At 56.2% G+C, this 13,512-nt stretch carries 10 protein-coding genes; 4 read left to right on the top strand and 6 right to left on the bottom strand.

All coding sequences use genetic code 11. From position 1 onward, the window contains the following. The first annotated feature begins 1 nt into the window (after position 1). From C8267_RS00930 to C8267_RS00915, 4 genes are read left to right on the top strand one after another with little or no spacing between them, the layout of a single operon-like run. On the top strand, positions 2-4,264 hold the full coding sequence (locus C8267_RS00930) for a cobaltochelatase subunit CobN (RefSeq protein ID WP_106633330.1): 4,263 nt from the start codon (positions 2-4) through the stop codon (positions 4,262-4,264). Continuing rightward, positions 4,264-4,962 (top strand): hypothetical protein, encoded by a 699-nt coding sequence (locus C8267_RS00925; protein ID WP_106633329.1) that lies wholly within the window; start codon positions 4,264-4,266, stop codon positions 4,960-4,962. The genes C8267_RS00930 and C8267_RS00925 overlap by 1 nt, the downstream gene beginning before the upstream one ends. A 4-nt stretch (positions 4,963-4,966) precedes the next feature. Further along, entirely contained in the window at positions 4,967-5,569 is a 603-nt protein-coding gene (locus tag C8267_RS00920; protein WP_106633328.1) for a MotA/TolQ/ExbB proton channel family protein, read from the top strand. Continuing rightward, complete coding sequence (locus C8267_RS00915) at positions 5,566-5,892, top strand: DUF2149 domain-containing protein (protein WP_106633327.1); 327 nt, start codon at positions 5,566-5,568, stop codon at positions 5,890-5,892. The genes C8267_RS00920 and C8267_RS00915 overlap by 4 nt, the downstream gene beginning before the upstream one ends. Positions 5,893-6,351: 459 nt before the next feature. Here the strand turns inward: C8267_RS00915 and C8267_RS00910 are convergent, their stop codons facing one another. The 6 genes from C8267_RS00910 to C8267_RS00885 form a co-directional block, all read right to left on the bottom strand. Then, positions 6,352-7,737, bottom strand: coding sequence for a transposase (locus C8267_RS00910; RefSeq protein WP_199792054.1), 1,386 nt, complete (start codon positions 7,735-7,737; stop codon positions 6,352-6,354). Between the two features lie 378 nt (positions 7,738-8,115). Then, a complete protein-coding gene (locus C8267_RS00905) occupies positions 8,116-9,045 on the bottom strand; it encodes an AAA family ATPase (RefSeq protein ID WP_158699652.1) in 930 nt (309 codons plus the stop codon). Beyond that, entirely contained in the window at positions 8,993-9,418 is a 426-nt protein-coding gene (locus C8267_RS00900) for an ATP-binding protein (protein WP_106633325.1), read from the bottom strand. Before C8267_RS00900 ends, C8267_RS00905 begins: the two co-directional genes overlap by 53 nt. Before the next feature lie 692 nt (positions 9,419-10,110). After that, entirely contained in the window at positions 10,111-10,851 is a 741-nt protein-coding gene (locus C8267_RS00895) for a DUF4595 domain-containing protein (protein WP_158699651.1), read from the bottom strand. Between the two features lie 55 nt (positions 10,852-10,906). Next, entirely contained in the window at positions 10,907-11,914 is a 1,008-nt protein-coding gene (locus C8267_RS00890; RefSeq protein ID WP_087360420.1) for a GRP family sugar transporter, read from the bottom strand. Between the two features lie 28 nt (positions 11,915-11,942). Then, positions 11,943-13,505 (bottom strand): alpha/beta hydrolase, encoded by a 1,563-nt coding sequence (locus C8267_RS00885; RefSeq protein WP_158699650.1) that lies wholly within the window; start codon positions 13,503-13,505, stop codon positions 11,943-11,945. Positions 13,506-13,512: the final 7 nt, after the last annotated feature.

The following is a 13,512-nucleotide window of genomic DNA, read 5'->3' as shown; positions in this document are numbered from 1 at the left end:
GATGAAACAGAAGATACCAATAATCTGGGCAGGCGTGATCCTGCTTGCCGTCCTATTGGGCGTCGCAGCGTGGAACCACTGGTTCTCGGCCACGCGCATCGCCTTCGTGAACTACCAGGCCACGACGCTCGGCCAGATCGCCCGGGCCAATGACCATGCGCGGATCCGTCTTGCCTCGGTCGAACCGTCGGAGTTCGACCGCCTGGGCCGTTACGACGTGGTGCTGATGAACGGCATGGGGCTCCGCATCACGGCCGAGCAGCGGGCCGCACTCCAACGGGCCGCCGACCGCGGGCTTACGGTCATCACGACCATGGCGACCAACCCGGCCAACGAGATCATCTCGGCGGACTCCGCGACGCTGGCTGCCGTCAAGGGCTACCTCAGCGGCGGCGGCCGGAAGAACTACCGCAACCTGCTCGTCACCCTGCGCCGCACGGTCGACGGCAAGCGGTTCGATACGGATGAGCCCGAGCCGCCCGTCGTACGCGACCTGCGGCAATTTTACCACGCCAATCCGTCGGATCCCGAGGCGGAGGAGCTGGATTTCGACAGCGTGGAGGCCTACGAGGCCTTCCTCGCGCGGCACGGCCTGCTGAAAGCGGATGCTCCGCGGGTGATCGTGACGGGACAGATGGGTGAACCGGCTGAACTGATTGCCCGGCTCGAGGAGACCGGCAACGCGGTCTATCCCCTCCGCAACCTGCAGGCGGCGATTCAGAGCGGACAGGCCGATTCGATCCGTCCGTCGGCCGTCATCAACATGGCCCACGGACGCCTGGGCGATGCCATTGTGGAGTACCTGACGCGCCAGAACATTCCGCTCTTCTCGCCGCTGAACGTCAACCGGATGGTCGACGAATGGGAGGCCGACAAGATGGGCATGAACGGCGGTTTCCTGTCGCAGAGTGTAGTGATGCCCGAGATTGACGGAGCGATCCGCTCCCAGGTGTTGTTCGGTCACCGCCTCGACGGCGAAGGGCTGCAGCAGGTCCATGCCATTCCCGAACGACTGGACCGGTTCGTCGAGACGGTGAATCGCCACATCGCCCTGCAACGCATGCCCAACAGCGAAAAGCGCGTAGCAATCTACTACTACAAGGGCCCCGGGCAGAATGTCCTGACGGCCTCCGGCATGGAGGTCACGCCATCGCTCTACAACCTGCTCGTGCGGCTCCGCAGCGAGGGTTACCGCGTGGAGCGTCTCCCCTCGACGCCCGAGGGGTTGGCAGCCCTCATCCAGCAACAGGGGGCCGTTTTCAACGACTATGCCCACGGAGCCAAGGCCGAATTTCTGAAAAAGGGCCAACCGGCGCTCATCTCCTCCGAGGAGTACGCCGCGTGGACCGCTGAAGCAATACCTGCGGAGCGGATGGAGGAGGTAGTTGCACTCGACGGCCCGTTCCCGGGCCACTACCTCTCCGACGACGAGGGACGGCTGGCGCTGCCGCGCATCGAGCTGGGCAACATCGTGCTGCTGCCGCAGCTGGCCGCCGGAGCGGGTGATGACGACTTCGCCATCGTTCACGGCACCGATGCCGCACCGCCTCACGCCTATATCGCTTCATACCTTTGGGCGCGTTACGCTTTCCGCGCTGATGCCATCGTCCACTTCGGGACGCACGGCAGCCTGGAGTTCACCCCCCGCAAACAAGTAGCTCTGAGCCGCAACGACTGGCCCGACGCACTGATTGGGGCCACACCGCACCTCTATGTCTACTCGATTGGGAACGTCGGCGAGGGTATGATTGCCAAGCGCCGCGCGTATGCCACGCTGCAGTCGTATCTGACCCCACCCTTCATGGAGAGCGGCGTGCGCGGCATCTATCGTGAACTGAATGCGGCAATCCAGGCCTACAACGACCTGCTCTACACCGACGGACAGCCCGACACGCGGGCCGCGGCACTGCGCGTCAAACGGCTGACCGTCGAACTGGGCATCCACCGCGAACTGCGGCTCGATTCCCTGCTGACCGAACCCTATACCGAGGCCGAGATCGCCCGCATTGAGACGTTTGCCGAAGAGCTTGCCGCGGAGAAGATCACCGGTGAACTCTATACGATGGGCCAGCCCTATTCGCCGGGACGCATCCGCAGCAGCGTCTTCGCCATGTCCACCGAGCCGATCGCCTATTCGCTGCTGGCGCTGGACAAATTCCGGGGCCAGACCTCTGCCGATCTCGAAAAACACCGCACGCTCTTCACGCGCCGCTACCTCGAACCGGCCCGCGAACTGGTCGGACGCCTTTTGAGCGGGACGCAGCAGCCGACCGATGCTTTTATCTGCTCGACGGCGGGCATCTCGGCCGCGGAGTTGGAGAAGGCCCGCGAAATTCAGCGGTCGCTCACCGCTCCGCAGGAGATGATGGCGCGGATGATGGCGATGGCTTCGTCGAGTTCACCGATGCAGCATCCGGCCGGTACTTCCAAGTCGGGCAAAGGGGCCCCGAAACACCCCTCGTGGATCCCGAAAGTGGGCAAACGCCCCGCAAACGCCGGACCGTCGGAGGAGAAGAAACCCGCAGCCATGCCGGCCGATGCGATGGCTGCCATGATGGGCCTCGGCAAGGAGTACACAAAGGAGGAGCGCGAGTTTGCCCGGGTGGTGACCGAACTCGAACGCACAATCCGCAACGTCGGCAACTACCGACACGCGCTTGAAGAGAGCCCCGAAGCGGAGCTTTCGTCGCTCACCAGCGCTTTGAACGGCGGCTACACGGCCCCTTCGCCGGGCGGCGACCCGATTGCCAATCCCAATACGTTGCCCACGGGTCGTAATCTCTATGCCGTCAATGCCGAGGCGACGCCGAGTGAACGGGCTTGGGAACGCGGCCGCGAACTGGCCGACGAGACCATCCGCCTCTACCGCGAACGCCACCACGACTCGCTGCCCCGCAAGGTGAGCTACACGCTCTGGAGCGGCGAATTCATCGAGACCGAGGGGGCAACCCTTGCGCAGGTATTCTACATGCTGGGCGTCGAGCCCGTCCGCGATGTTTTCGGTCGGGTGAGCGACCTGCGGCTCATCCCCTCCGAGGAGTTGGGGCGTCCGCGCATCGATGTCGTCGTACAGACCAGCGGCCAGCTGCGCGACCTGGCGGCTTCGCGGCTGTTCCTCATCTCGCGGGCCGTCGAGATGGCTGCCGCAGCGAAGGACGACCGCTACGAGAACTTCGTGACCCGGGGTGTCGTCGATGCCGAGCAGGCGCTCATCGACAAGGGACTTTCGCCACGGGAGGCGCGCGAGATCTCGACCCGCCGGGTCTTCGGCGGCGTCAACGGCAACTATGGCACGGGCATTACCGGTATGGTGCAGAGTGGCGACCGTTGGGAAAACTCCTCGGAGATTGCCGCGGTCTACCTGCAGAACATGGGAGCCTATTACGGCAGCGAGCAGGCTTGGGAGCAGGTGCAGCAATATGCGTTGGAGGCAGCCCTGGTCAACACCGATGCCGTCGTGCAGCCCCGCCAGAGCAATACGTGGGGAGCCTTGAGCCTCGACCATGTCTACGAATTCATGGGCGGCATGAATCTGGCCGTGCGCAACGTCACGGGCCGGGAGCCCGATGCCTACCTGAGCGATTACCGCAACCGGAACCGCGTGCGGATGCAGGAGCTCAAGGAGGCAATCGGCGTCGAGAGCCGCACGACGATCTTCAATCCGAACTACATCCGCGCGAAGATGCAGGGCGGGGCGAGTGCCGCTGCGGGCTTTGCCGCGGTGGTGCAGAACACCTACGGCTGGAACGTCATGAAGCCCGACGTGGTGGACAACGAACTCTGGGACGAGATCTACGATGTCTACGTGCAGGACAAGTTCGGCATGGGGCTCCGCGGCTATTTCGAGCGGCAGAACCCCGCGGCGCTGGAGGAGATCTCGGCCGTGATGCTCGAAACGGCCCGCAAGGGGATGTGGCAGGCCTCGGACGAGCAGCTCGCTGCCCTCGCCGCCCTCCACACCGAACTGGTCGACAAGCACGGCCCCTCGTGCTCGGGATTTGTCTGCGACAACGCCAAACTGCGCGACTTCATCGCCTCGAAGAGTGCGCCCGAGGCTGCCCGGAACTACCAGCGGCAGATCCGCGAGGTGCGCGAGGTTTCGCTCGACACGAATGCCGGCACGGTGCTCAAACGCGAGGAGTTCACCGCCTCCGACCGCACGACCACGCTGGTCAGCAACACCGTTGTCGCCGTGCTCGTCATCGGCCTCATCGCGGTGCTGGTTCTTGTGGTTCGCCGCCGGCGCAAAAAGATGGAAGAGTAATGGACACCGTCGTATTGGTCATGATGATTGTGGTCTGCTTCAACTACCTGTTGAAGCAGACCTGGCGCAAGCCCCGGTTTGTAGCCCTTTCGGCCGTTGTCTGCGCCCTGTTCGTCGGACTGGCGTGGCCCTGGGCCATCGAGCAGTCGAAAAACCAGATTGCGGACTGGCTCGCCGACTCCGCGCTGATGCTCGACCTGGCGGTTCTCCTCACGCTGGAGGTCGCCTTGCAGATGACCTTCTGTGTCGTTGCGGCACACATCCACACGGCGGGGCGCGTAAAACCCTCCGTCGTGTGGCTCTACCGCCTGCTGCGCTGGTTCCCGGGGCTGCTCATTTTCCCGGTGCTGTTCAGCCTGCTGGTTGCCGCCATCTTCTCGCTTCCCGGGATGTCGTTTCCGTTGGTTGCCTGGTCGCTGGCCGCGGTTGTGGCGGCGGTGATTCCTCTGGGGCGTTGGGCGTTGAAGCACCTCCTGCCCGAACGGGAGATCCGCCTTGAACTGCTCTTCCTTGCCAATGCATTGATTGCCATTCTGGGCGTCATCGCCACGGTCAACGGCCGCACGGCCGTTGCCGGTATCACAGCTGTCGACTGGCCGTCTCTGGGTGGAGTGATGGCCTTTGTCGCTGCTGGATTGCTGCTTGGCATGGCGGTTTTCCGCATCAAACAGAAACTTATGAATAAAAAACAGAAATAAAACCATGAATTACATCTCCGACATCCTCTATTGGATCTCGACCGGTCTGCTCGTTCCGGACATCGTCCTGCTGATCTTTTTCTTCGGGCGCTCGCTGCTGCTGATCGGCAGCTTCTTCGGGCAGTATCTCTCCATCCGCCGTACGGCCTCGCTCATCGGGCGCGAACTGGATGGGCTCACTCCGCAGACGGTCGCCACGCTTGCCGAGCGTCTTCCCAAAAAGAATCCGTCGCTGCTCGTGGTCTACCTGAACCGCCTGCTTGAGGCCCGCGACAATGCCCCTCTCCGCCAACGGCTGCTTGCCGATTTCGAGATCGAAGCCGACCGCGACCTCGCCACCTCAAAGACGCTCTCGAAGATGGGCCCCATGCTCGGGCTGATGGGTACGCTCATCCCGATGGGCCCGGCGTTGGTGGGGCTCTCGACGGGCGACATCGCCTCGATGGCCTACAACATGCAGGTGGCCTTTGCCACAACCGTCGTGGGGCTGTTCGCCGCGGCCATCGGCTTCATCACCCAGCAGGTCAAGCAACGCTGGTACCTGAAGGATCTGTCCAACCTGGAGTTCGTAGCGGAGTTGTTGAATGCCCAAACCGAGAAGCGATGAGACGCAATTTACTGAAGCACGACGGGGAGAATGACCCGATGAGCGTCGTCGGCAACCTGTTCGACGTGGCGATGGTCTTCGCCGTGGCGCTGATGGTGGCGCTGGTGAGCCGATACAATATGACCGAGGTGTTCAGCCAGGAGGATTTCACGATGGTGAAGAACCCCGGCAAGGAGAACATGGAGATCATCACCAAGGAGGGTGAGAAGATCAACCGCTATACTCCTTCGGAGGATCAGGATTCTCAGAGCGGCAAGCGAGGCCGCAAGGTTGGCGTAGCCTACGAGCTCGAAAACGGTGAGATCATCTACGTCCCTGAGTGACCTCCCCTCCCCCTTGTCCCGATAGCCAAACGCCTTCGAAACCGAGTTTCGAGGGCATTTTTGTCATCCACCCATCTCTCTCTACCAATAGCTACCAACTTGTCTGGTGTACTCTTCGATCAGGAATCAAGGACTTAAATCGAAAACATTACCTCTGTTTACGAAATTACGAGAGCAGAATTAAGTTTTGGCGGATAGCCATCAGAGACGGCAGCCCGATCGAGCATTCAAATCGAGACTACTCCACAGAGGTGTCCATAAAATGTTGATAAAAGACTAATTAGGGACAGTCGTTTAATACCGTCATTATGAGTCAATCGGCAGACTGTCCCGGTAATTTTTCCGATCGAACTCATCTTTTTATATTTTCGGCTCCGTTTCGGAGCCCCTTTTTTCATTTTTGGACCCAACTGGAGCCAATACTCCAGTGAAAGGGCCGTTTCTCACTCACCTCGAACATCAGGCAGCCTGGGCAATTTCGTTGACTTCCCGCCGGACGAGCTGTACTGCATTCGCCGTGTGGATGCCAAAGAAGATGTACAGGATTTCGGTCAACTTCGTCCTTGCCTTGATGCGTTTCAGGCCATAGTGTTCCTTCTGCGTTCCGAACGAGCCTTCCATCCTCGTTGCCCTCACCCTCGCCAGCTCGTTGCGGATGATGTCGTTCTCTTTCTTTTCCAAGGACGGACGGCCACGCTTGACGAATGACGTCTGTATTCCTCTATCCTTGCAGTACCCCCTGTTGGCGCTGCCGGCATAGCCTGCATCTCCTCCGACCTTCTTCGCCTCCACACCGAAGAGCTTTCGGTGCATCTTCAGGCAGTGCGTAAGCCTGGTTCCCTCGTTGAAGGCATTGAATGACAGCTTCTCGATGAATGAGAGTCCGTCAACCTGGATGTTGTTGCACTTCGCACCAAACTCTACGCTCTTCACTTCCTTGCCTCTCACGATTGGCCTCACATACGGCTTGCTGATGCTCACTATCCTGTCCTTGACACTCTCGCGAGGATTGTTGTTCTCGAAGTGGGCCTTCTGCTGGCGGTACACTCTTGTGATGATTTCAATATCGCTCTTCTGTCTGGCTGTCAGCAATTTCTCCGCGCCTGCATTCTCCCTCTCCAGTGTGCGGGTCTGCTTCAGTATCTTCCCCAAAAGGTTGAGCAGGCGTCTGGTCAGTTTCCTGGTCTGGGCTTTCGTATGCCTGCGCCGCTTCCTGTACGACAGGTTGGCCTTCTCTACGTCTACGTACTTCGTCCTCGGACGGTGCACATTCAGCTTGGCACTCAGAGTGCACATTATCTCATATGACTTCTCTATTCCTTCCCACAGAAGCTTCGCATCCGTAGGATAGCGCATCTCGCTCTCGTAGCAGGTCGCATCCGTATACATCGTGTCCAGGTCCTTCATGTACGGTTTCCAGGCTCTTGCCAGTATCTCCTGCTGCTGTTGGATCTTCAGCCCGCGGGCCAGCTCCGAAAACACGTCGTCCAGAAGTTTGTAGTTCGTCAGAGGATGCATCGGGTCTATTCTCACATCGCAGAAGAGCTGATAGTGGACGTTGCCGTTAAGATGCTCCATCAACCTCGGGCTGCTCAGACCTGTGTACATCTTCAGGAACATCAGCGCAACCTTGCCCTCCGGGGTGAAGTATGTTTTTCGCCCTTTCTTCGCTCTCATGCTCTTGCTTATCAGTCCAAAGTTCTCTGCCATCTCACCAAGCGGCAGCCTCTTCCTGATTTTTCCCAGCTCGCTAGTCTCGAACGTCCGCCTATACAATTCATAAAAATCGAACTCCGTGAAAGGAAGATCGGGTGATATTTCAGAGAAATTTTGTACCTTAGCCATGCAGATTAATTTTTGCGATACCTCCAAATTTGGCTTTTCTAGGGCAATTGGAGGTATTCTTTTTATCTTTAGCTAAGATACAAATTTTATATTACATTGGCAATCAATTCATTATAAAGTTTTATTCTTTTTACGACAGTCCCTACTATAAAACACTACCTATTTTTTTGAGATTTTATTTTATAGAAAAAGCATCTATTAGGATTATAAACAAAAAGGGCGATTTAATCACAATCGCCCTTTTGTAACAAATAAAAAAATAAGTTCACATAAAAACGTATCAAGGATTTTGAATAATACTCCTCATCAAATCAATAGAAGTCTGTAGTTGAGAATAAGAATATGTGTCGCTTGGATTAGGGTGGTCAATACGATTTCTTATAAAAGTAGGTAAGTAGGTAAGGTCATATAAGTTGTTGTATGCAGACTCCGTGGATTTGTAAAATTATCTCGACGTTCGTGTATTGCTGCATCATATAACCGATGATTCAAAATATAATCATCGGTTTCTTTTACGTTCAATTCTCTTGAAGCAGTAGCATTACGTTGAATGTATGAAAATAATTCAATATGGTAATCAACAGTAGCAACTTCATAGGCAAGATAAATAGTCTCTGCTGATGTTACAGATGGTAACACTCCTGGCGCATTAACAGATGCTGCGGAAACTACACCATCATTATTTTTTAATATGAGGACTCCATTGCTATTTATATCTTTAAAAGCAGAAGAAAGTATACGTTCTGAATGAGTTGCAACTATTAATTGAACTTGCATATTATTTGTTGTGGGATCTGTGAATAGAGTCTGATAATACTTTAGTATTTTATTCTGCCATTTAGGATGAAGACTAAGTTCAGGTTCATCTATTAATAAAACACCTCCTATTAAACGATTGAAATTACGTAGCAAATATATTCCTCTAAAAACTATTTGCTTCTCTCCGGTACTCAATGAATCAATAGGTATTTCTTTGCCAAATTTTTCAAAATAAATTTCTTTTTGTCCATTTTCTCCTTTCACATATGAATAGGCTATATCTTCAAAGAAATTATTAAATGCTTTTGTAAAACGTGACATTCGTGATCTTTCATCAAATTCTTCTATTGTTATAGGTGTACCTTTTCGATGTAGCTCAGTAAAATCCTCTGCATCAAGACTACTCAAGTCTACAAGTAATTGTTTTAGGGATGTAAAATCATTATTTACATCTTTTTCATGGTTATTTGTATCTAATTCTGAAACACCAACTGTATTAATCTTCTCTGTTTGAAAAATCTGAACGTGGAAGCGAAATAGCACTTCCATAATGACGAGGATCAAGTGCATCTTGCTCCATACGCTCTATATTAGCCCCATTATTTTTACTCCATCCATAAGAAAGCGTTTCATCTTCACCATTTTTTCTACGAATAAATTTATGAGAGTCCTGCTCTCCCAGAATAGAGGACATGGTAATAATTTCATCATCAATAGTATATTCAATCGAATTAAAACATCTGGAAAGATCCTGTCCACTTAAAAAATCGCTTATTCCTGTTAAAATAGTAGTTTTCCCAACCCCATTCTCACCAACTAATAATATTGTATCATAAGGAACATTTGTTGTCGGATTGATAAAATTCAATTCAAGATTTCCCAATATCTTATTGTTATTAAATTGTAATTTCCTAATTTTCATAACTATACATTTAGAAAGTTTATAAATACATTCGAAGATAATACTTCTTCGTTTATAATAATCAAAATAGGCAACAAATTACAGTTGAAATTAAATCCGAACAAAATTAATCGTAATTCGCTATATAAAATTTTTAAATCAATCAATTTGTGTTTTATCTATATTCAGTTTTTCCATTAAATCCGAATATTTGGATTTAATGGAACGAATCAAGAACGATCCGGTGCTGTGTAAGCTACTACCGGAGAATAATCAATAAGATAAACTGCCGCAATTTTGCGGCGGACTGTATGCCGGCAACTCCGCCGACGTTGGGCTCGAGTGTGTTTAGCAGTACTTCGGTTGCATCCATCCATGTCCCGAAGGCTTCGGTCGAGGCCTACAAATCAGCGGACGGGTGGAGCAGCTATGCCGCGCAGATTGTCGGTTACGACTTTTAGCTGAAACCGGTTGTCGCATCATCCTTCGAACGGCAGGCTCTGCAGCGGGTTACTCCCTGCGGGGCCTGCTTCTTTTTTATATCCCGGCTGCTTGGCTGTCCGCAACCCCTCTTCGTGCGTAATTCGCTCCGCAGACCTTACGCCGCACAACCGACCGCACTCCCCTACCCGCACGTCCCGCTTTGCGGGCAAAAAAAATGCGGACGGCAGTGCGACTGCCGTCCGCGTCCAACGGATTTTCGGACGAGGCCGTTATTCGAGCGGCGTCCAGCTGTAGAAGTAGTTCTCGACGTAGTCGGCTGCCGACTTAATCTCCTTCGTCACACAGTTCTTCTCGTCAAACTCGTAGGTGAGCGTCGACGGGGTGTCCGAATAGTCCCAGCCGTTGCTCTCACACAGATACTTGGTCGGCTTGCCGAAGAAGCCCAGCTCCTGAAGCCAGCGGCCGGCGCCCTTCTCAACGTAGATGTTGTGGATGCCTGCAACATTCTTCATGTTCGAGTAGATGTGCTCCTTCCAGCACTCCTCGGCTACACCGTCTTCGTTGCGGTCCTCGAATTTCGACCACTTGGTGATACATCCGTCCTCGATTACGGCATTGGCGCATACCACACCGTTCTTCTTAACCTGCGTCACATAGCCGTTGTTGTCGTACGTGTAGGTGAACGTATCCCATTCGTCCTTGTACTCCGAAGCATATCCGTTGGCACCGAGCGTGATGGTGAAGGCCGAATAACCCGTGGCCTCAATCTTGTCACCCGAGTAGGTGAAGTCCCATTCGCGCTCGCCGTTGTTGCGGCTTACCTTGATTACCTTGCCCTCGGCGTCGAACGTGTAGGCGTAGGTGTCCCAGTCGTCGGCCCAGGTGGCGATGCGTACGTTGGCCGTGCCGCCGCCGCCGTTGCCGCCGCCGTTGTCGTCGCTTTTCGAGCAGGAGGTGTTGCAGGCAGCCACCATGGCGACTGCCGCCAGAATTCCAAAAATCTTTTTCATATCAGTCGTTTTTTGTTGGTTGAACATAATTTCGTTTTTCAGCGCTCCTCCGGCATCAGTTTCCGGCGGCAACAATCAGGGCAAGGCCTCCGATGAAGAGGAGGAACATGAGAGCCAGCAGACGGTTGACCGACTTCGGCGCACCTTTGAATTCACGCCAGATGAAGACGCCCCAGATGGCGGCAATCATCGGCGCACCCTGTCCGAGGGCATACGAGACGGCCGGGCCGGCCTCCCCCGAGGCGATGTAGCTGAACGCCGTGCCGAGGCACCAGATGGCGCCGCCCAGGCAGCCCGTCAGGTGCGTGGAGAGCGAGCCGCGGAAGTACTCCGCATAGCGGACGCGCTCGCCGACGAAGGGATAGCGCATAACCAGCGTGTTGAAGAGGAAGTTGCTGGCCAGAACGCCCAGCGAGAAGATGAAGATGGCCGAATAGGGGGTGAGCATGCCCGGAGCCGGAGTCTCGAAGTTGCTGATGTCCATACCCTTGACCACGAAGCGGTAGAAGAGCGACATCAGCACGCCGGCCAGCACGGCCAGCATCAGGCCCTTGCGGTTGTTGACCGCCGCGTCCGAGCCGCTCTGCTGCTTGCCCGAGGCGATGCCGTTGCAGATGATGGCCACCACAATCATCGCCACGCCGAGGAAGAGCATGACGGGATTGCCCGACGGTGCGCCGAGGTAGTTGACAATCACGCCCAGCACCAGGGCGATGCCCACGCCGAGCGGGAAGGCCACCGAGAGTCCGGCAAGCGATACCGAGGCCGAGAGCAGGATGTTTGAGGCGTTGAAGATGACGCCGCCGAGCAGCACCCAGCCGATGCTCTTGCCGGCCGCCTGCGCCAGGTCCGTGACGAAGGGACGGCCCCCGTCGCCGAAGCTGCCCATGGTGAAGCCCAGCAGTGCGGCGAAGAGCACCATGCCGATTACATAATCCCAATAGAAGAGCTCGTAGCGCCAGCTCTTCGACGCCAGCTTCTGGGTGTTGCCCCACGAGCCCCAGCAGAGCATCGTGACGAAGCAGAACACCACGGCCAGAAAATAGTTGTCTACGATAAACATGGTTGTGAGTTTTTAGGTTTCATTCGGTTCAGTTACGGATGCGGTCCATCAGATTGCTCTTCGAGGCCTGGAAGCCGCCCATTGCGGCATCGGCACCGCTCTGTCCGTTGCGCACACGGTAGTCGTAGGGTACGCCGTCGGCCTTGCAGCGCTCGTAGAGCTCGCCCGCCTCGACGTAGTGTTCGCCCCCGTCGGTGGTGTCGATGTAGTAGTAGGTTCCGGAGCAGGGGGCCGTCGCCTCGACATCCACCTCTCCGTCGAAGAGGTAGAGGGCCGCCAGACGTGCCTCCTCCCCTGCCGCATAGCGGTAGAGCAGCCCGGCACCCGAGCCCAGCCCGGCGCCGAAGTGGCGGTCGGCACCCCCGGCGGTGGCATACTTTGCGTCGATGGCCCGCGCCAGCGTGGCGAAGTCGCTGCCAGCCTGCGCGGAGGGGATGCAGACGACGATGAAGGGCTTGGTGTTAACCGCGACGTTCCACAGATTCATCATGCGGTGCAGGTCGTCCTTGGCGAGTCCGTCGTGGAGCAGGTATACGACCGAATTGCTCTTCGACTCGTCGTACCCGGCCGAGGGATAGGCCACGACCTCCGCCCCGCCGACCGTCTCGCTCAGCTCAGCTCCCGCATAAGAGGGGTCGGTCGCGATGTTCTGAGCGTCGGGCCACGTGCCGCCGTTGAAGCAGCACTCGATGTAGTCGAGCCCCTCGCGCATGGCGTCGTGCCAGTAGTCCGAGGTGTGGGCGCCGTTGCGTACGCGGTACTCGTGGGCGATGCCCAGCTCGCGCAGCTGGCGGTGGAGCCGGTCGTTGGCGATGAGCAGCTGCTCCTCGTCGTCACCACAGTCGAAGTAGTAGTGCAGGTCGGCGAACGACGCCGCGCTCTGCTCGTTGAAGAAGTAGAAGGGGCAGTACTCCTTGTAGTACTCCGTCAGACGGCCTTCGCCCGCGAGGCCGACGCCGCCGAAGATGCTCCCCCACTGTCCGTCCCAGCCGCTCTGCGGCTCGGCCATGTACTGCTCGTCGGTGCGGAACGACATGCTCAGCGGAATCGAGACCGAGAAGAGCTCGGCATGCTTCGAGGGGAGAATCATCGCCCCGAAGCCGCCCATCGAGTAGCCCGCCACGGCGCGCGAGGAGCGGTCGGCTCGGGTGCGGTAGGTGCGGTCGATGTAGGGCACGAGCTCCTCGGTGAACATGTCCATGTAGTTGAAGCTGCCGTCGTAGCGGTTCACGTAGTAGCTGTTGAAGCCCTGGGGCATGACGTAAATCATCGGCGTAATCTCACCGGCAGCCTCCTTGCTGTCGATGAGCGTGGTGATGTGGAGCCACTGGTCGTTCCACGCACCCCAGTTGTCGCCGAAGCCGTGCAGCAGGTAGACCACGCCGTAGCGCTTGTCGGTAGCCGTCGTATAGTCGGCGGGCAGATAAATCGAATAGTGAATCGTCTCGCCGAGGATGTCGCTGTACATCGTCAGGTCGGTCGTGTAGCGTTCGAACCGGGAGGGCGGCGTTTCAGGCAGCGACCGCTCCTTGTCGCACGACGTGTTGGCCGACGAGAGCATCAGCGTGAGAAGTGTCAGTAACTTAATCATGACTGTA

Source organism: Alistipes sp. Marseille-P5061, assembly GCF_900290115.1.
Taxonomy (GTDB): domain Bacteria; phylum Bacteroidota; class Bacteroidia; order Bacteroidales; family Rikenellaceae; genus Alistipes; species Alistipes excrementigallinarum.
This window is presented reverse-complemented; position numbering and strand designations above follow the sequence as displayed.